Source organism: Klebsiella sp. HMSC25G12 (assembly GCF_001807705.1).
GTDB classification, from domain to species: Bacteria; Pseudomonadota; Gammaproteobacteria; order Enterobacterales; family Enterobacteriaceae; genus Klebsiella; species Klebsiella variicola.
Map to the genome: position 1 here is coordinate 241,515 of NZ_KV789908.1, position 18,177 is coordinate 259,691.

Below are 18,177 nucleotides of genomic sequence, written 5' to 3' on the forward strand. Positions count from 1 at the left end.
ATCATGGATATGGATTTAAACAACCGCCTGACCGAAGACGAAACGCTTGAGCAGGCTTACGATATCTTCCTCGAGCTGGCGGCCGACAACCTCGACCCGGCGGACATCATTCTGTTTAACCTGCAGTTTGAAGAGCGCGGGGGCGCCGAACTGTTCGACCCGTCCGCAGACTGGGAAGAGCATGTGGATTACGATCTGAATCCGGATTTCTTCGCCGAAGTGGTGATTGGCCTGGCGGATACCGATGGCGGGGAAATTAATGACATTTTCGCCCGTGTTCTGCTGTGCCGCGAAAAAGATCATAAGCTGTGTCATATTTTGTGGCGTGAATAACGCTCACTATCCAGTGAAAAGCCTGCCGCGGTTCACCCGGCAGGCTTTTTTTATGCTGGCAGCTTATTTCGGCAACGCATGGCCGCAGGCGTGACAAAAACGGGCGTTATCGTCATGGTCGCCCTGCTGGCACTGCGGACACAGGCGACGCTGACGCCGACGGTTCAGGGCGCTGGTCATATGGGTAGTGATAAGCCCGGTCGGTATCGCAATAATGGAGTAGCCGATCAGGATGAGGATCGACGCCAGAATGCGGCCCAGTGGGGTATGCGGGGTGATATCGCCATAGCCGACGGTGGTGATGGTCACGATGGCCCAATAGACCGAGGCGTTGAGCGTCGTAAAGCCGTACTCCGGCCCCTCGATCAAATACATTAGCGAACCGAAAATCACCATCACAATGGCGATAAACGAATAGAACAGAATCAGCTGGTGACGCGCACTGACGATTGCTCGCCAGAACACGTTGAGCGAAGGCATAAAGCGCAACAGTTTGAGAATACGCAGCGCGCGGATCGCTCGCATTGCTCGCCAGGCAAAGACATAATTCAGGCTAATCTCCGGCCACAGCCACATCACATACAGCGGCAAAATCGTCGCCAGGTCAATCAGTCCCCAAAAGCTAAAAATATAGTGGAGCGGATTGGGCCAGGTGGCGATACGCAGCAGGTACTCCACGGTAAAAACCGCGGTCACCAGCAGCTCCAGCCAGACGAAAACATGCCATTCATCTAATGTCAGATGATATTGCGTGCCCAGCCCCGACTCGATAAAAATCACCAGCACGCTGAGCAAGGCGAAAAGTCCGCACAGCCCTTCGAAGCGGCGGCCGGAACGTCGGTTCTGATCGAAAAGTAAATGATAAAGCCGCAGACGCGCGGCAGAAAGCATACCCACTTCGTTAACCTCGCAAAAAAAAGGGCTGACCTGCGTCAGCCCCTGAGATTATAACGGGTCTACCTTAAGGCAGGAAACCGCATGGCGGAAACTGCCCTCCAGTACCGGGCGGGTTTTCGCACACTCTGGCCCGGCGAGCGGGCAGCGGGTGCGGAACACGCAGCCCGACGGCGGGTTAATTGGCGAGGGTAATTCGCCCTCCAGCAACTGAATAGTTTTCGCTTTCTCGAGATCAGGATCGGGGATCGGTACCGCCGACATCAGCGCTTTGGTATAGGGATGCAGCGGATTATGATACACCTCGTCGTAGGTGCCCAGCTCCACCGCATGGCCCAGATACATCACCAGGACGCGGTCGGAGATATGTTTAACCACCGCCAGATCGTGGGCGATAAATATCAGCGACAGCCCCATCTCACGCTGCAGCTGCTGCAGCAGATTGACCACCTGAGCCTGAATCGACACGTCAAGCGCAGATACTGGCTCATCGCAGATAATCAGCTTCGGCTCAAGGATCAACGCCCGCGCGATGCCGATACGCTGGCACTGACCGCCGGAGAACTCATGCGGATAGCGGTTGATCAGGTTAGGCAGCAACCCGACCTTCATCATCATCGCTTTGACGCGATCGCGCACTTCCTGACGCGACATCTTCGGATGATAGGTGCGCAGCGGTTCAGCGATAATCTCCCCGATGGTCATGCGCGGATTCAGCGAGGCCAGCGGATCCTGGAAGATCATCTGGATATCGCTGCGCACATCGCGCCACTCTTCCTGCTTCATACCCAGCAGATCTTTCCCAAGCCAGGCCACTTTTCCATCGGTCGCTTTCACCAGGCCAATAATGGCGCGGGCGAAGGTCGATTTGCCGCAGCCTGACTCCCCTACCACACCGAGGGTTTCCCCCTCATAGAGGCGCAACGTCACGCCATCCACTGCTTTCAGCGTTTTCGACGGCTGCCAGAACCACTGCTTGCCATCTTTGATATCGAAGTGCACCTTCAGGTCGGCAATTTCAAGCAGGACTTTTCGTTGTTCAGTTACGGCGTTCATAGCAGATCCCCCACCGGTTTAAAGCAGGCGCGCAGGCGGCCTGGCGCGAACGACTCCAGCGGCGGTGCGCTGCTACACTGCTCCATGGCGTGCGGGCAGCGCGGCTGGAATGGACAGCCTTTCGGCAATCGCAGCAGGTTTGGCGGGTTGCCAGGGATGGTTAACAACGCATCGCCCTCGGCATCCAGACGAGGAACTGCATTCAACAGGCCAATAGAGTATGGATGTGACGGTTGATAGAAGACATCGCGCGCCTGACCGTACTCCATGGTGCGCCCGGCGTACATCACCAGCACTTTATCGCAGATCCCGGCCACCACCCCGAGGTCGTGGGTGATCATGATGATTGCCGTATTGAATTCGCGTTTAAGCTCATTCAACAGCGTCATGATCTGCGCCTGCACGGTGACGTCCAGCGCGGTGGTGGGTTCATCCGCAATCAGCAGCCGCGGCCGACACAGCAGCGCCATGGCAATCATCACGCGCTGGCGCATCCCGCCGGAAAACTCGTGCGGAAACATCTTCATGCGCTTGCGCGCTTCCGGCATTTTTACCGCATCGAGCATCTTCACCGACTCTTCAAACGCTTCGGCTTTGCTCAGTCCTTTATGCAACATCAGGACTTCCATTAACTGCTCGCCCACCCGCATATACGGGTTAAGAGAGGTCATCGGATCCTGGAAAATCATCGAGATTTGCTCGGCGCGCAGTTTGTTCAGTTCACGCTCGGGCAAATTGAGGATCTGCCGACCGTTAAAGGTGGCGGATCCTCCGATGCGGCCGTTGGCCGCCAGCAGCCCCATCAGAGCGAAGGCGGTTTGCGATTTACCGGAGCCAGATTCGCCCACAATGCCGAGCGTCTCGCCCGCCTGCAGGGTGAAGTTCAGGTCATTGACGGCAGTGACATCGCCATCCGGCGTTTTAAAGGTGACGCGGAGATCTTTCACGTCCAGCAGCAGGCCGCTGTGACTCTGCGCTTGCGGCGCCTTTGCCGTTTCAATCATGGTCATGGCAGCGCTCCTTAGCGGTCTTTCGGGTCGAGGGCATCACGCAGACCATCGCCGATAAAGTTGAAACAGAACAGGGTCACCACCAGGAAACCCGCCGGGAACAGCAGCAGCCAGGGCGAGACTTCCATTGAGTTGGCGCCATCGCTGAGCAATGCTCCCCAACTGCTGAGCGGCTCCTGGGTTCCCAGCCCGAGGAAGCTGAGGAAGGATTCGAAGAGGATCATGCTGGGGACCAGCAGCGAGGCGTACACTACCACCACCCCCAGTACGTTGGGGACGATATGGCGCAGCACGATGCTGGCCGTGGAGACCCCACCGACCTGCGCGGCTTCGATAAACTCTTTACGCTTCAGGCTCAAGGTCTGTCCGCGCACGATACGCGCCATATCCAGCCAGGAAACCATGCCGATGGCAACAAAGATCAGCAGGATATTCTGACCAAAAAAGGTCACCAGCAGGATGACGAAGAACATAAACGGGAAGGAGTTGAGGATCTCCAGCAGACGCATCATCACCGAATCCACTTTGCCGCCGAGATAACCGGAAAGCGAACCGTACAGCGTGCCGAGGATCACCGCCACCAGCGCCGCTGCCACCCCGACCATTAGCGAAATACGCCCGCCGATCGCCACGCGCACCAGCAGGTCGCGCCCGGAGGAGTCGGTTCCGAAGTAGTGGCCTGAAGCCATATCCGGGGCATTGGACATCATGCCCCAGTCGGTATCGAAGTAGGAGAACGACGACACCATTGGCGCAAAGGTGACAAACAGCGCAATAAGCACCAGCATGATCAGGCTGGTCACCGCGGCGCGGTTGTGCATAAAGCGGCGACGCGCATCCTGCCAGAGGCTACGCCCCTCCACTTCCAGCTTCTCACTGAAGTTTTCCAGCGCCTCGCTATTTTTCTTACTTAACATCATGGCGAACTCCGGCTTCAGTAGCGAATCTTCGGATCGATAACGGCGTACAGCACGTCAACGATGGCGTTGAACAGGATAGTCAGGGCGCCAACGAGGATCGTCAGGCTCAGCACCAGCGAGTAGTCGCGGTTAAGCGCCCCGTTAACGAACAGCTGGCCGATCCCCGGCAGGCCGTAAATGGTTTCAATGACCATTGAGCCGGTGATGATGCCCACGAAAGCTGGCCCCATATAGGAGAGCACCGGCAGCAGCGCCGGCTTCAGCGCATGGCGCAAAATAATGCGGCGCATCGGCAGCCCTTTTGCCCGCGCGGTGCGGATAAAGTTAGAGTGCAACACTTCTATCATCGAACCGCGGGTGATACGGGCGATACTGGCGATATAGGCCAGGGAAAGCGCCACCATCGGCAGGATCATAAATTTCAGCGCTCCGCCGTTCCAGCCGCCGCCCGGCAGCCAGTGCAGGGTAATGGCAAAAATCATCACCAGCAGCGGCGCCACCACAAAGCTCGGAATAACCACGCCGGTCATGGCTACCCCCATCACCGCGTAGTCCCATCGGGTGTTTTGCTTCAGAGCGGCTATCACCCCGGCGGCTACGCCGATCACCACCGCGAGTAAAAAGGCGGCGAAGCCCAGTTTCGCAGAAACCGGGAAGCTGGCGGCCACCAGATCGTTGACCGAATAATCTTTGTATTTAAAGGAGGGACCAAAATCGCCATGCGCCAGTTGCTTCAGATAATTGAAGTACTGCGTCATGATTGGGTCGTTTAAATGGTATTTTGCTTCAATATTCGCCATGACTTCCGGCGGCAGGGTGCGCTCCCCGGTAAAAGGACTTCCCGGTGCCAGACGCATCATGAAGAATGAGATGGTAATAAGAATAAATAGCGTCGGAATCGCTTCCAGACAGCGACGTAAGATAAATTTTAACATTGCCCGTACCTTCTGGCGTGTGCCTTTGCACTGCTCTCAAATAAGACACGATGGAGCGAGCACAGGCCCGCCCCACGTATTGCCATTAATGTTTGATAACGTAGAGATCTTTGGTATAGACGTTATCCATCGGGTCTTTACCGGTATAGCCCCCAACCCACGGTTTCACCAGGCGGGCGTTGACGTAGTAATAGACCGGTACGATCGCGCTGTCTTTGTCCAGCTGCTGTTCCGCTTTCGCATAGGCTGCCGTACGCTGCGCTTCATCAGACGCTTTTACGGATTCAGCCATAATCTTGTCGAACGCCGGGCTCTTATAGTGCGCAGTGTTCATTGAGCTGTCAGAGAGCATGGTATTCAGGAAGGAAGTTGGCTCGTTATAGTCGGCGCACCAGCCTGCGCGTGCCACGTCATAGGTGCCCTGGTGACGGGTATCGAGGAACGTTTTCCACTCCTGGTTAACCAGCTTCACGTCAATGCCCAGGTTTTTACGCCACAGCGAGGCGGCGGCAATCGCCAGCTTCTTGTGCAAATCGGAGGTGTTATACAGCAGGTTAAAGGTCAACGGTTTATCCGCGGTATAGCCGGCTTCGGCCAGCAGTTTCTTCGCTTCTTCGTTGCGTTTTTCCTGCGACCACGTAAACCATTCCGGCTCGCTCAGCTTCGCGCCATCGGTGTACGGCGGCGTGTAGCCGTAGGCCGGCAGATCGCCCTGTCCTTTCACTTTATTAGCAATAATGTCGCGATCCAAACCCAGCTTCAGCGCGGTACGGACGCGTACGTCGGTAAACGGCGCTTTCTGGTTGTTGATTTCGTAATAATAGGTACACAGATACGGGTCGACGTGCAGCTCGTTGGGGATCTCTTTTTTCAGCTTCTGGAAGAGTTCGATCGGCAGCTGGTTATAGGTCATGTCCAGTTCACCGCTGCGATAGCGGTTAACATAGGTCACTTCGGAAGAGGTCGGCAGCCAGGTAACGGTGTTAATGACGGTTTTAGCATTATCCCAGTAGTGCGGGTTGCGCTCCATCACGATACGTTCGTTGACCACCCAGTCTTTCAGAGTATACGCCCCGTTGGTGACGATGTTGCCAGGCTGTGTCCATTTCTCGCCAAATTTTTCAATAGCCGGTTTGTAGACAGGAGACATCGCCGGGTTAACCAGCAGCTTATAAAAATAAGGGACTGGCTCGCTGAGGGTAACTTCCAGCGTGTGGTCGTCAATGGCTTTTACGCCCAGTTCGCTCGGCGCTTTCTTGCCATCAATGATGTCGTCGACGTTAACGATATGACCATATTGCGGATAGCTGGCATAAGGAGAAGCGGTTTTCGGATCCACCAGACGCTGCCAGCTGTAGACGAAGTCCTGAGCAGTAACCGGCTCGCCGTTAGACCATTTCGCATCTTTACGCAGATGGAAGGTCCAGACTTTAAAATCTTTATTATCCCAGCTCTCTGCTACGCCAGGGATCGGGTGGCCATCTTTCGGCGAAGTATTCAGCAAGCCTTCGAAGAGGTCGCGGCTAATATTGGCCTCGGGTACCCCTTCAATTTTATTCGGGTCCAGCGATTGCGGCTCAGCGCCGCTATTTCGCACCAGCGTTTGCTTATCCGACAACTGCACACCGGCCGGGACATCCGCTGCCATAGCCATATTGCCGGCAAGCAGTGCGGATAGCACTCCCGCGGCGATCAAACGTTTTTTAGTGATGATGGTCATTGTGTTGTAACTCCAGTCATTATAATTACTGGTTTTTTAACCAGCCTGTTTTTTTCCCGTTTGCGGGGATCTGTCCAACGCAGGAGCGTTTGCGATTGGCAGATTGCTATCACCGACTTATTTATTACGACCGCTCGAACGGCAGCCTTAACGTCGATTCTTTGCCCCCTCGCTGGAGGGCAGTTCCGGCGCAGTGAGATTATTAATAATAATTCTCATTTACGCATATAATTCAGCAGACGATAACGGCGGAAATTACCAAAAGGTAAACACCTCCGCCAATGCAATTTGCAAATATGTTACCGGATTCTCTTTTATCGCCGATATTGCCCGCGATGCTCAAGATCTTCGCGGACTACCGACAAAAAAATATCATTGTTAATCATAGTGATATGATTTTTTAATCGCGTTGAGAATCGAGTATCGGCTAAAAGATGCTTTTTTGTACAAAAATTTAACAACAGGTTACTTTTTAGCACATTCATCTACTGCCTTGTTAAAATTACTAATATCATTTCGATGATCCGACAGCAAGTGCCAGAGAATGATGTGAAGAAAATAACATCGCAGGCAGGAAGAGCGTGAGGGGAAAACAATGAACAAAAACAGATATCTTAATGAAAAATATGGATTTAAAGATATTATCGCAAAACGTTATCTCAACAGCCGATCTCGCGCTGGTTAATAGGTTTTGCTAATAATCGCGCAAGCGCGAAGTGAAGCCTCCACGCTTGCATGGTGTTCCACTAATTAAGCAGTCCGGGGAACAGCGCTTTAATACCGGTTACGATAAACTCGATCCCCAGGGCCATCAGCAGCAACCCCATGATACGGGTGATGACGTTGATTCCCGTCTGTCCCAGCAGACGAACCAGCCACGGCGCCATTCGGAAAATGCCCCAGCAGCAAAGAGCGAATACCGCTATCGCCAGTGAGAACCCGACCAGGTGCACCCAGGAATGATATCGGGTGCCCCAGACAATAGTTGAACTGATTGCCCCCGGTCCGGCCATTAAGGGGAGCGCGAGAGGCACGACGCCGATGCTCTCCCGGACCGCCGTCTCCGATTTCTCCTGCTTGTTCTGCTTATCTTCGCCGAGCTTGCCGCTGATCATCGACATCGCAATGGTCACCACCAGGATGCCGCCGGCAATGCGGAAGGAATCAATCGAGATGCCAAAAATCTGCAGAATGCCATCGCCGAGAAACAACGACGTCAGGAGGATGATCGCCACCGACAGGTTTGCGGTCAGGTTGGTCTTGTTGCGCACCGCTGCCGGTTGGTAGCTGGTCATACTGATAAACACCGGAATGATGCCGACCGGGTTGACCAGGGCAAATAAGCCAATGAAAAACTTGAAATAGGTAGCAAAATCGAACAGTGGTTGAGTCACAATGGGCTCCGCAGCATCATCAAAATTGGCGGTTGACTATTAACAGCATAAAATAACTGCGCGAAACATACGCTTTTTGCATGCAATATTCATTATAAATATGCATAACCCGGTGATATGTATCGAATGTTAGTTATTTGTAGCTTTAATGCTAATCGTTTTTTTAATTTCAAAACCCTTCCATTACACTTGATCGAATCGGTTAAAAAGCAGCCAGCTGAAAGGTATCAGCCACGCCAATACTTGATCTAAATCACGTATTTTGTACTCAGAAGTGAGTAATCTTGATGACACCAACAGAGTGGAAGGCAGCATGACCTGAAAGTTAAAGTAATAGAGCTTTTTTAGTAAATCGGTAAAACAGTGTCCTGATTTTTCTACATAAACATTTACATGCAAGCTGTTAACAGCCTGTCTATAATGTCGAATCGAGCGACTGATTTACTAAAAAAGTTTAACATTATCAGGAGAGCATTATGGCTGTTACTAATATCGCTGAACTGAACGCGCTTGTTGAGCGTGTCAAGAAAGCCCAGCGTGAATATGCCAGTTTCACTCAAGAACAAGTCGATAAAATCTTCCGCGCTGCCGCTCTGGCCGCTGCAGATGCTCGAATCCCTCTCGCTAAAATGGCCGTTGCCGAATCCGGCATGGGCATCGTTGAAGACAAAGTGATCAAAAACCACTTCGCTTCCGAATACATTTACAACGCATATAAAGATGAAAAAACCTGTGGCGTCCTGTCAGAAGACGACACCTTTGGTACCATCACTATCGCTGAACCGATCGGCATCATCTGCGGTATCGTACCGACCACTAACCCGACTTCAACAGCCATCTTCAAATCGCTCATCAGCCTGAAGACACGTAACGCCATCATTTTCTCTCCGCACCCGCGTGCAAAAGAAGCCACCAACAAAGCGGCTGATATCGTACTGCAGGCTGCCATCGCGGCTGGCGCGCCGAAAGACCTGATCGGCTGGATCGATCAGCCGTCCGTAGAACTGTCTAACGCGCTGATGCATCACCCGGACATCAACCTGATCCTTGCGACCGGTGGTCCAGGTATGGTGAAAGCGGCGTACAGCTCCGGTAAACCAGCTATCGGCGTTGGTGCCGGTAACACCCCGGTGGTCATTGATGAAACGGCTGATATCAAACGTGCTGTTGCTTCCGTTCTGATGTCTAAAACCTTCGATAACGGCGTTATCTGTGCTTCTGAGCAGTCTGTTGTCGTCGTTGATTCAGTGTATGACGCGGTTCGCGAACGTTTCGCCAGCCACGGCGGCTATCTGCTGCAGGGTAAAGAGCTGAAAGCGGTTCAGGACATCATCCTGAAAAATGGCGCGCTGAACGCTGCTATCGTTGGTCAGCCAGCGGCAAAAATCGCGGAACTCGCAGGCTTCACCGTTCCGGCTACGACTAAGATCCTGATTGGCGAAGTGACCAACGTTGACGAAAGTGAACCGTTTGCTCACGAAAAACTGTCTCCGACGCTGGCGATGTATCGTGCGAAAGATTTCGAAGACGCGGTCACCAAAGCAGAAAAACTGGTTGCCATGGGCGGTATCGGTCACACCTCTTGCCTGTACACCGACCAGGACAACCAGCCGGCTCGCGTGGCTTACTTCGGCCAGATGATGAAAACCGCACGTATCCTGATCAACACCCCGGCTTCTCAGGGTGGTATCGGTGACCTGTACAACTTCAAACTCGCGCCTTCCCTGACTCTGGGTTGTGGTTCCTGGGGTGGTAACTCCATCTCTGAAAACGTTGGTCCGAAACACCTGATCAACAAGAAAACCGTTGCTAAGCGAGCTGAAAACATGTTGTGGCACAAACTTCCGAAATCTATCTACTTCCGTCGTGGCTCCCTGCCAATCGCACTGGATGAAGTGATTACTGATGGTCACAAACGCGCGCTGATCGTGACTGACCGCTTCCTGTTCAACAACGGCTATGCCGATCAGATCACTTCCGTACTGAAAGCAGCGGGCGTTGAAACCGAAGTCTTCTTCGAAGTTGAAGCTGACCCGACTCTGACCATCGTACGTAAAGGTGCCGATCTGGCGAACTCCTTCAAACCAGACGTCATCATCGCGCTGGGCGGCGGTTCCCCGATGGATGCGGCGAAAATCATGTGGGTCATGTACGAACATCCGGAAACCCACTTCGAAGAACTGGCGCTGCGCTTTATGGATATCCGTAAACGTATCTACAAGTTCCCGAAAATGGGCGTCAAAGCCAAGATGGTCGCCATCACCACCACCTCCGGTACCGGTTCTGAAGTGACGCCGTTCGCCGTAGTGACCGATGACGCAACTGGTCAGAAATATCCGCTGGCAGACTACGCGCTGACCCCAGATATGGCCATCGTCGATGCCAACCTGGTGATGGATATGCCGAAGTCGCTGTGTGCGTTCGGTGGTCTGGATGCGGTGACTCACGCCCTGGAAGCTTACGTTTCCGTGCTGGCTTCCGAGTTCTCTGACGGCCAGGCTCTGCAGGCGTTGAAACTGCTGAAAGAGTACCTGCCGGCTTCCTACCACGAAGGTTCCAAGAACCCGGTTGCCCGTGAGCGCGTACACAGTGCTGCGACTATCGCCGGTATCGCGTTTGCGAACGCCTTCCTCGGGGTGTGTCACTCCATGGCGCACAAACTGGGCTCTCAGTTCCATATTCCGCACGGTCTGGCCAACGCCCTGCTGATCTGCAACGTTATTCGCTACAACGCGAATGACAACCCGACCAAGCAGACTGCGTTCAGCCAGTACGACCGTCCGCAGGCTCGTCGTCGCTACGCTGAAATCGCCGATCACCTGGGTCTCTCTGCACCGGGCGACCGCACCGCAGCGAAGATCGAGAAACTGCTGGCATGGCTGGAAAGCATCAAAGCTGAGCTGGGAATTCCGAAATCTATCCGCGAAGCTGGCGTTCAGGAAGCTGACTTCCTGGCTAACGTTGATAAGCTGTCTGAAGATGCCTTCGATGACCAGTGCACCGGCGCTAACCCGCGCTACCCGCTGATCTCCGAACTGAAACAGATTCTGCTGGATACCTACTACGGCCGCGAGTTCGTCGAAGGCGAAACTGCTGCGAAAACCGACGCGGCTCCGGTGAAAGCTGAGAAAAAAGCGAAGAAATCCGCTTAATCAACAACGGTAAACACACTGCAAGCCCCGTCACCTGACGGGGCTTTTTTATGCCCGCTTGTCAGCCAATCCCGAGCTGCAGCCTTCCTGAGTATAAAAAAGGCGCCCACAGGCGCCTGTATGAGCTTCTGAGCAACTCAGCAGGAATAACGCTGGTTTTGTACCTGGGTTAAAGAACCCACGCTCAGCGCCTCTTTATAATGCTTACGACAGACGGACACATACCGCTCATTGCCGCCGATGACAACCTGCTCGCCTTCATTATAAGGTCGCCCCTCTTGATCGAGACGTAGCACCATGCTCGCCTTACGGCCGCAGAAGCAAATGGTTTTCAGCTCCACCAGCTTATCGGACCATGCCAGCAAATACTGGCTACCGGTAAAGAGCTCGCCGCGAAAATCCGTCCGCAGTCCATAGCACAGCACCGGAATATCCAGTGTATCGACAACTTCGGACAGCTCATGAACCTGTTCGCGCGTCAGAAACTGGCTTTCATCCACCAGCACGCAGTGAATTGGCTTAAGCTTGTGCTCTGCCGCAATATCGTTAAATAGCGACGTCTGCGGATTATACAACCGGGCCGGCGAGGAGAGGCCGATACGCGAGCTGACTTTTCCAGCACCGAAGCGGTCATCTATCTCAGCGGTATAAACGATGGTACGCATCCCCCGCTCCTGGTAATTGTACGAAGATTGCAACAGAGCGGTCGACTTACCTGCATTCATTGCAGAGTAGTAGAAATAAAGTTGTGCCATCGGCTGCGTGACCCCAATCAAAGTGTTTTATCGCGGCGGCGATTGTACCATATTTTATGCGTACAGCCGCCCTTTCCGCAGGGGTATTGTCGCAGCGCTGAAGGGCATGGAAACGGAAAGGGTGACGTGGATGAATTGAATTTACAGGGCCATTATTTGTACGCCCCGTTACGCTATCGGTGAGGTAACCATTGTCTTTTCGTGCTTATAGGACCAGTATCCATGCACTATAAGCGGGCTTGCGGGTTGTTTTATATTAAGGCGCGTAACCAAAAATGCGCTAATACTGACGAGGGTTATTTACCCATGCAAAGGATAATTTTTCTCACTGAACCTCAGAAAAAGCATATGGTCTCAGTGTTTTAGCTGGCCCCCTACTCATGGCTATAAGGAGCAAAGATGTGAAGCGGCACGAGAATTTTAACTTAAATTAATTAATTCCCGCGACAAATAACCAGTAATTTTGAATTCCTTACATTCTCCCCTATTGCACAACGCATTTTATCGCTCTATTATTAGTTCAACAAACCACCCCACAATATAAGTTTGAGATTACTACAATGAGCGAAGCACTTAAAATTTTGAACAACATCCGTACTCTTCGTGCGCAGGCAAGAGAATGCACCCTTGAAACGCTCGAAGAAATGCTGGAAAAATTAGAAGTCGTTGTTAACGAGCGCCGTGAAGAAGAAAACGCCGCCGCAGCAGAAATTGAAGAGCGTACACGTAAGCTGCAGCAATACCGTGAAATGCTGATTGCTGACGGTATTGACCCGAATGAACTGCTGAGCACTATGGCTGCCGTTAAAGCCGGTACCAAAACTAAGCGTGCTGCACGTCCGGCTAAATATAGCTATGTAGACGAAAACGGCGAAACCAAAACCTGGACTGGCCAGGGCCGTACTCCTGCGGTGATCAAAAAAGCAATGGACGAACAAGGTAAATCACTGGACGATTTCCTGATCTAATCTCCGTTGTCGCAATATTAAAAATCCCGCTCCGGCGGGATTTTTTTTGCCCTCAGGCTCGATAAACAAAACCGGGAGTCGCTGACGCGCTCCCGGTTTCTGGCTTTTAATCGCGCTGCGGATTACTTCGTCACCGCGGTTTCCAGCCAGGCTTTAAAATCGTCACCAAGCGTCTTGTGACGAATACCATATTCGACAAACGCCTGCATGTAGCCAAGCTTATTGCCGCAGTCATGGCTCTTGCCCTTCATATGATAAGCTTCAACCGTTTCTTTCTCGATCAGCATATCAATCGCGTCAGTCAGCTGAATTTCATCACCGGCGCCCGGAGGGGTCTTCGCCAGCAGCGGCCAAATATCTGCGCTGAGGACATAGCGCCCCACTACCGCCAGGTTGGACGGCGCAACGTCAGCTTTTGGCTTCTCGACCACGCCCACCATCGGCACACTTTCGCCCGGCTTCAGGGATTCGCCTTTGCAATCGACCACGCCATACGCGGTCACATCCTCGACAGGCTCAACCATAATCTGGCTAGCGCCAGTCTCATCAAAACGAGAGATCATCTCCGCAAGGTTATCACGGCTCAGATCGGACTCAAATTCATCCAGAATAACGTCTGGCAGAATAACCGCTACCGGCTCATCACCCACTACCGGATGTGCGCACAGCACGGCGTGACCAAGGCCTTTCGCCAGGCCCTGACGAACTTGCATAATTGTCACGTGCGGCGGGCAAATAGACTGCACTTCTTCCAGAAGCTGGCGTTTTACACGTTTTTCCAGCATCGCTTCCAGCTCAAAACTGGTATCGAAATGGTTTTCGATAGAGTTTTTCGATGAGTGCGTTACCAGAACAATTTCAGTAATTCCTGCAGCGATACATTCATTAACAACGTACTGAATTAACGGCTTATCTACCAGCGGCAGCATTTCTTTTGGAATTGCTTTGGTGGCAGGCAGCATCCTGGTGCCTAATCCCGCTACCGGGATAACCGCTTTTCTGACTTTAGAATTAAGGGCAGCCATTGAAATCTCCTGGACTGTTTGTTTTTTAAACTTCTCGTTACAAATAACGTGTCGAGTATATCAGTCAACCGCGTATTCACTGGTCTGAAAAGGTTCCGATAGCCTCGAATTAGGACTTTTACGCATAAAACTGCTCGATGGTACCACCAGTATAGGGCTGCAGGTAATGCCGTCTGCTTAGATATAAACGCAATTGCTCATTCCGCAGACAACATTAAGCGTAAACGCCCCCCGGCCCCCCAAATTTGGCACTGCCATGAGGCGCAGCGCTGGCTAATTTGGTTAAGATAGGCATCGCCCAGCGTCCCTAAAGGAACGCCATTACTTATCTGAATTTGATGCTCACCGGTATTCAACGTGCCATTGAGCCCTGCGGACACCAGAATTAAATTTTTCAGTCCACTGTGGTAATAACCCACCAGCAAAGGGAACTGACCGGGAAGATTCGCCTGGCGGAGTAACTGATTGACCTGTTTTAACAGACTCCCCATTTCAGGTAGCCGTTGCCCCTGATGCGCCAGTTGCTCTTGCAGCAGGCTATTGAATAGCGCGCGCAGTAATAAAGCCGCCAGCACGCCATTATCCCCTGCTCGTGTGACATCCAGACAATAGAAAGCCAAATCATTTTCCGAGAGCGGCGCAATATCGAGCACCAGCCCCGGCTTATCCGCCGATACCAGCTGTCGATAATGAATGCGGCAATGTGACATTTCCTGTTGCACCGGAGGCTGTAGCTCCTGCAGCAGTCTCGATGCGGCGGTCGGATTACTGACCAGCGCGTCCCAGTCCTCAAATAAACGCTCTTCCTCTTCCACACGTGAACTAAACATCGCGGGATACAGGCAGGCATAAACGGTCTCACGCAGGCGATCGAAATCTTTCACCGGTTTTAACAGCACATCCTGGACGCCCAGCCGTAACGCTTTGGCTATATCCGCCATGTTTTCGGTGGCGGAAATCATCAGTATCGGTAGCTGCTCGCCGCGGTTACGCAGCGTCTCAACCAGTTCCAGACCGTTCATTCTCGGCATTGAAATGTCGCAAATCATCAGGTCCGGACGTACCTCAGTCATTTTATGCAGGGCATCCATGCCATCTTCCGCAAGCCAGGTCGTTGCTCCCAGCGAGGCCAGCCATCCATGCAAGAGTGAGCGGAAAACGGGTTCGTCTTCAACTATCAGAATCTGTTTTCCCGCCAATGGCTGCGTCATGATATCTCCCCTGGCTGACGATAATTCAATAGTGGCACGCTATTCTCACTATCGCCTGTCAGATTTTACTTAAGTCAGGTACTTGTACGTCAAACCGCTGTACGCACTAAGGGTAATAGTTCATCCATTTTCTTTTCCACGGCCAATTGGCCCGCGGCAATCGCCTCTGCTGCGCGATGGAAGTCGAGCGTCGACACTTGCGGACAGTATGGCTGCAGCAGGATATCCGGCGGGTCACCCGCCATGCGGTTGCGTTTAAGACGGTTCTCCAGAACCTGGATAGACGTGGTCATGATCTCCATCGCCGTCGGCGTCACGGCCGTACGACGGGAGCTCATTTGCGTCAATCGCGCGCGCAGACGAGTATGCCATGGGCCCTCCTTCTCTTCAGCTTCCGGCCGCGGCGTTTCGAGGGAAAATAAATCTTGCTGCATGAGATGGGCATCATGTTGCAGGTCAACGGCAATCACGATATCGGCCCCCATTGCCCGCGTCAGCGACACGGGAACCGGGTTGACCACTGCGCCATCGACCAGCCAGTAACCATTATGCCTCACCGGCGCCATCAGTCCAGGCATGCTGCAGGAGGCTCGAACGGCTAAATGCAGATCGCCCTCAGTAAACCACAGTTCCCGGCCGGTACTTAAATTGGTCGCGACGGCAGCAAACCGACGCTCGCAGCGTTCGATATCGGTCACCGGCATAATACGACGGTAATGATTGAATACCTTTTCACCGCGCAGCAGGCCCCCACGTCGCCAGGAGAGGTCCATCAGCTTCAGGACATCCCAGTTGCTGAATGAGCAGATCCATGACTCGAGCGCCGGGAGCCGGTTGCAGGCATACGCCGCCCCTACCAGCGAACCGATAGAACACCCCGCGACGATATCAATCTCGATACCAGCCCGACGGAGGGCGTTGATGACGCCAATGTGCGACCATCCTCGGGCAGCTCCCGCCCCTAACGCCAGACCAATTTTAAGCTTTCTCATTATTACTGATAACTATCCTTCCACTCTGAGCGTGGCAACATTGTCACGGCTCAGTTAACATAAACACCTTTGGCGTTGAAGCGCCGTAATTCTTTCTTCCATGGAGGCAGTTTTGTCGCAATTATGCCCCTGTGGCAGCGCACTGGAGTATAGCTCATGTTGCCAGCGATATCTGTCCGGCGCAGAGCTTGCGCCAGGCCCGTCACAGCTTATGCGCTCCCGCTATAGCGCGTTCGTCATGAAAGATGCCGACTATCTGATCAAAACCTGGCATCCGTCCTGTCAGGCGCAGACGTTTCGCGCCGAGCTGGAGAAGGGGTTCAGCCAGACCGAGTGGCTGGGTTTAACCCTATTCGCCAGTGATGAAGGGCGAGTCCCAAATGAAGGCTTTGTCAGCTTTGTCGCCCGCTTTAATGACAATAACCGTCCGGGCGCCATTATTGAACGTTCCAGATTCTTAAAAGAAAATGGACAGTGGTACTATATCGACGGGACACGACCGCTGATTGGTCGTAATGACCCCTGCCCTTGCGGCTCAGGTAAAAAATTTAAAAAATGCTGCGGCCAGTAACGCTGCCGTAGCGCTTGCAAACACTACAGGATTTTCCTCGCGATGCATTCATTACAACGTAAAGTACTACGCACTATTTGCCCTGATCAGAAAGGCCTCATCGCGCGTATCACCAATATCTGCTACAAACACGAACTTAACATTGTGCAGAACAATGAATTTGTTGACCACCGTACCGGTCGTTTCTTTATGCGCACCGAACTGGAGGGCATTTTTAACGACGCTATTCTGCTGGCCGATCTGGATAGCGCCCTGCCGGAAGGTTCCATCCGCGAACTGAATCCGGCAGGCCGTCGCCGGGTGGTCATTCTGGTGACCAAAGAGGCGCACTGCCTCGGCGATCTGCTGATGAAAGCCAACTACGGCGGACTGGATGTCGATATCGCCGCGGTTATCGGCAACCATGACACGCTGCGCCCGCTGGTGGAGCGTTTTGGTATTCCGTTTGAGCTGGTCAGCCACGAAGGGTTAAGCCGTGAAGAACACGACAAGCAGATGGGGGATGCCATTGCGGCACATGAGCCGGATTACGTGGTACTGGCCAAGTATATGCGCGTCCTCACCCCGGAGTTTGTCGCCCGCTTCCCGAACAAAATCATCAATATTCACCATTCATTTTTGCCGGCGTTTATCGGCGCCCGTCCTTATCATCAGGCCTATGAGCGCGGCGTAAAGATCATTGGCGCCACCGCCCACTATGTGAATGACAATCTGGATGAAGGCCCAATCATCATGCAGGACGTGATTCATGTCGATCATACCTATACTGCAGAAGATATGATGCGCGCTGGCCGCGATGTCGAAAAAAACGTCTTGAGCCGGGCGCTGTATCAGGTACTGGCGCAGCGCGTCTTCGTTTACGGTAACCGGACGATTATTCTTTAATCGACTGAGAAATGAATTGGTTAGCTTTACGGCGTTACGCGTAAAAATCAGGCAACCAGTTTATTTTTGTCAAACGAATGCTTTACAGGGGCGCATCATTTGGTATGATGCGCCCCGCTTCCCTAGAAGGAAGCAGGCCAGTACCAAGCATTACCCCGTGGTGGGGTTCCCGAGCGGCCAAAGGGAGCAGACTGTAAATCTGCCGTCATCGACTTCGAAGGTTCGAATCCTTCCCCCACCACCATTATTCACTACAGTGATATGGTTTCCCCGACAAGCGTAAACGATGTTTGCACTTAGCGGGAAGGGTAAGAACCTTCGACTAAGGTTCGACTCGAGCGCCAGCGAGAGAACGT

18 protein-coding genes, 1 tRNA gene and 1 other RNA gene (1 of these 20 cut by a window edge) are annotated in these 18,177 nt (G+C 53.0%); 8 read left to right on the forward strand and 12 right to left on the reverse strand.

The genetic code is table 11. The annotated features are described in order from the left end of the window. Positions 1 to 3: 3 nt before the first annotated feature. Positions 4 to 333, forward strand: a complete 330-nt coding sequence (locus HMPREF3096_RS19760; protein WP_002910079.1) for an HI1450 family dsDNA-mimic protein — start codon at positions 4 to 6, stop codon at positions 331 to 333. Positions 334 to 396: 63 nt separating this feature from the next. On the opposite strand, the gene HMPREF3096_RS19765 is transcribed toward HMPREF3096_RS19760, so the two are convergent. The 8 genes from HMPREF3096_RS19765 to HMPREF3096_RS29650 form a co-directional block, all read right to left on the reverse strand. Then, entirely contained in the window at positions 397 to 1,224 is an 828-nt protein-coding gene (locus HMPREF3096_RS19765; protein ID WP_032730668.1) for an ion transporter, read from the reverse strand. 54 nt (positions 1,225 to 1,278) lie between these two features. Beyond that, positions 1,279 to 2,283 (reverse strand): murein tripeptide/oligopeptide ABC transporter ATP-binding protein OppF, encoded by a 1,005-nt coding sequence (oppF, locus tag HMPREF3096_RS19770; protein WP_008804414.1) that lies wholly within the window; start codon positions 2,281 to 2,283, stop codon positions 1,279 to 1,281. Continuing rightward, positions 2,280 to 3,293, reverse strand: coding sequence for an ABC transporter ATP-binding protein (locus tag HMPREF3096_RS19775; protein WP_004151853.1), 1,014 nt, complete (start codon positions 3,291 to 3,293; stop codon positions 2,280 to 2,282). The genes oppF and HMPREF3096_RS19775 overlap by 4 nt, the downstream gene beginning before the upstream one ends. Before the next feature lie 11 nt (positions 3,294 to 3,304). Beyond that, positions 3,305 to 4,213 (reverse strand): oligopeptide ABC transporter permease OppC, encoded by a 909-nt coding sequence (oppC, locus tag HMPREF3096_RS19780; protein ID WP_004145396.1) that lies wholly within the window; start codon positions 4,211 to 4,213, stop codon positions 3,305 to 3,307. Positions 4,214 to 4,227: 14 nt separating this feature from the next. Continuing rightward, complete coding sequence (oppB, locus tag HMPREF3096_RS19785) at positions 4,228 to 5,148, reverse strand: oligopeptide ABC transporter permease OppB (protein ID WP_002910089.1); 921 nt, start codon at positions 5,146 to 5,148, stop codon at positions 4,228 to 4,230. A gap of 85 nt (positions 5,149 to 5,233) precedes the next feature. Beyond that, positions 5,234 to 6,868, reverse strand: coding sequence for an oligopeptide ABC transporter substrate-binding protein OppA (oppA, locus tag HMPREF3096_RS19790; RefSeq protein WP_008804413.1), 1,635 nt, complete (start codon positions 6,866 to 6,868; stop codon positions 5,234 to 5,236). A gap of 746 nt (positions 6,869 to 7,614) precedes the next feature. Continuing rightward, positions 7,615 to 8,262 carry a YchE family NAAT transporter gene (locus HMPREF3096_RS19795; RefSeq protein ID WP_008804412.1) on the reverse strand — a complete coding sequence of 216 codons (648 nt, stop codon included), beginning with the start codon at positions 8,260 to 8,262 and terminating at the stop codon, positions 7,615 to 7,617. A gap of 183 nt (positions 8,263 to 8,445) precedes the next feature. Further along, positions 8,446 to 8,661, reverse strand: a complete 216-nt coding sequence (locus HMPREF3096_RS29650; RefSeq protein ID WP_012541357.1) for a hypothetical protein — start codon at positions 8,659 to 8,661, stop codon at positions 8,446 to 8,448. Positions 8,662 to 8,738: 77 nt separating this feature from the next. Between HMPREF3096_RS29650 and adhE the strand changes: the two genes are divergently transcribed. Next, positions 8,739 to 11,414, forward strand: coding sequence for a bifunctional acetaldehyde-CoA/alcohol dehydrogenase (gene adhE / locus HMPREF3096_RS19800; RefSeq protein WP_008804411.1), 2,676 nt, complete (start codon positions 8,739 to 8,741; stop codon positions 11,412 to 11,414). 137 nt (positions 11,415 to 11,551) lie between these two features. Here adhE and tdk read toward each other — a convergent pair whose 3' ends face one another. Next, a complete protein-coding gene (gene tdk, locus HMPREF3096_RS19805; protein ID WP_008804410.1) occupies positions 11,552 to 12,169 on the reverse strand; it encodes a thymidine kinase in 618 nt (205 codons plus the stop codon). 7 nt (positions 12,170 to 12,176) lie between these two features. On the opposite strand from tdk, the gene HMPREF3096_RS31000 reads away from it, so the two are divergent. Together HMPREF3096_RS31000 and hns are read left to right on the forward strand one after the other, a co-directional pair. Continuing rightward, positions 12,177 to 12,308 carry a hypothetical protein gene (locus HMPREF3096_RS31000; protein WP_048271801.1) on the forward strand — a complete coding sequence of 44 codons (132 nt, stop codon included), beginning with the start codon at positions 12,177 to 12,179 and terminating at the stop codon, positions 12,306 to 12,308. Positions 12,309 to 12,729: 421 nt separating this feature from the next. Continuing rightward, positions 12,730 to 13,137, forward strand: a complete 408-nt coding sequence (gene hns, locus HMPREF3096_RS19810) for a histone-like nucleoid-structuring protein H-NS (protein WP_002910103.1) — start codon at positions 12,730 to 12,732, stop codon at positions 13,135 to 13,137. A gap of 122 nt (positions 13,138 to 13,259) precedes the next feature. Here hns and galU read toward each other — a convergent pair whose 3' ends face one another. From galU to rssA, 3 genes are all read right to left on the reverse strand, one after another. Continuing rightward, positions 13,260 to 14,162 carry a UTP--glucose-1-phosphate uridylyltransferase GalU gene (galU, locus tag HMPREF3096_RS19815; RefSeq protein ID WP_008804409.1) on the reverse strand — a complete coding sequence of 301 codons (903 nt, stop codon included), beginning with the start codon at positions 14,160 to 14,162 and terminating at the stop codon, positions 13,260 to 13,262. Between the two features lie 197 nt (positions 14,163 to 14,359). After that, positions 14,360 to 15,373, reverse strand: coding sequence for a two-component system response regulator RssB (gene rssB / locus HMPREF3096_RS19820; RefSeq protein WP_008804408.1), 1,014 nt, complete (start codon positions 15,371 to 15,373; stop codon positions 14,360 to 14,362). 89 nt (positions 15,374 to 15,462) lie between these two features. Beyond that, positions 15,463 to 16,365 (reverse strand): patatin-like phospholipase RssA, encoded by a 903-nt coding sequence (gene rssA / locus HMPREF3096_RS19825; protein ID WP_012541356.1) that lies wholly within the window; start codon positions 16,363 to 16,365, stop codon positions 15,463 to 15,465. Positions 16,366 to 16,477: 112 nt separating this feature from the next. Between rssA and HMPREF3096_RS19830 the strand changes: the two genes are divergently transcribed. The 4 genes from HMPREF3096_RS19830 to HMPREF3096_RS19845 all read left to right on the forward strand — a co-directional run. Beyond that, positions 16,478 to 16,936 (forward strand): YchJ family protein, encoded by a 459-nt coding sequence (locus HMPREF3096_RS19830; protein ID WP_008804406.1) that lies wholly within the window; start codon positions 16,478 to 16,480, stop codon positions 16,934 to 16,936. A gap of 42 nt (positions 16,937 to 16,978) precedes the next feature. Then, positions 16,979 to 17,821, forward strand: coding sequence for a formyltetrahydrofolate deformylase (gene purU / locus HMPREF3096_RS19835; protein ID WP_004203178.1), 843 nt, complete (start codon positions 16,979 to 16,981; stop codon positions 17,819 to 17,821). Between the two features lie 159 nt (positions 17,822 to 17,980). Beyond that, positions 17,981 to 18,065 (forward strand) — tRNA-Tyr (locus HMPREF3096_RS19840). 43 nt (positions 18,066 to 18,108) lie between these two features. Continuing rightward, a non-coding RNA gene (locus HMPREF3096_RS19845) (RtT sRNA) lies at positions 18,109 to 18,177 on the forward strand; it runs 51 nt beyond the window's last position.

Bases quoted from the DNA above. Each gene is read 5' to 3' on its own strand.
- HMPREF3096_RS19760 (WP_002910079.1), top strand. From the start codon at position 4: ATGGATATGGATTTAAACAACCGCCTGACCGAAGACGAAACGCTTGAG.
- HMPREF3096_RS19765 (WP_032730668.1), bottom strand. From the start codon at position 1,224: ATGCTTTCTGCCGCGCGTCTGCGGCTTTATCATTTACTTTTCGATCAG.
- oppF (WP_008804414.1), bottom strand. From the start codon at position 2,283: ATGAACGCCGTAACTGAACAACGAAAAGTCCTGCTTGAAATTGCCGAC.
- HMPREF3096_RS19775 (WP_004151853.1), bottom strand. From the start codon at position 3,293: ATGACCATGATTGAAACGGCAAAGGCGCCGCAAGCGCAGAGTCACAGC.
- oppC (WP_004145396.1), bottom strand. From the start codon at position 4,213: ATGATGTTAAGTAAGAAAAATAGCGAGGCGCTGGAAAACTTCAGTGAG.
- oppB (WP_002910089.1), bottom strand. From the start codon at position 5,148: ATGTTAAAATTTATCTTACGTCGCTGTCTGGAAGCGATTCCGACGCTA.
- oppA (WP_008804413.1), bottom strand. From the start codon at position 6,868: ATGACCATCATCACTAAAAAACGTTTGATCGCCGCGGGAGTGCTATCC.
- adhE (WP_008804411.1), top strand. From the start codon at position 8,739: ATGGCTGTTACTAATATCGCTGAACTGAACGCGCTTGTTGAGCGTGTC.
- tdk (WP_008804410.1), bottom strand. From the start codon at position 12,169: ATGGCACAACTTTATTTCTACTACTCTGCAATGAATGCAGGTAAGTCG.
- hns (WP_002910103.1), top strand. From the start codon at position 12,730: ATGAGCGAAGCACTTAAAATTTTGAACAACATCCGTACTCTTCGTGCG.
- galU (WP_008804409.1), bottom strand. From the start codon at position 14,162: ATGGCTGCCCTTAATTCTAAAGTCAGAAAAGCGGTTATCCCGGTAGCG.
- rssB (WP_008804408.1), bottom strand. From the start codon at position 15,373: ATGACGCAGCCATTGGCGGGAAAACAGATTCTGATAGTTGAAGACGAA.
- rssA (WP_012541356.1), bottom strand. From the start codon at position 16,365: ATGAGAAAGCTTAAAATTGGTCTGGCGTTAGGGGCGGGAGCTGCCCGA.
- purU (WP_004203178.1), top strand. From the start codon at position 16,979: ATGCATTCATTACAACGTAAAGTACTACGCACTATTTGCCCTGATCAG.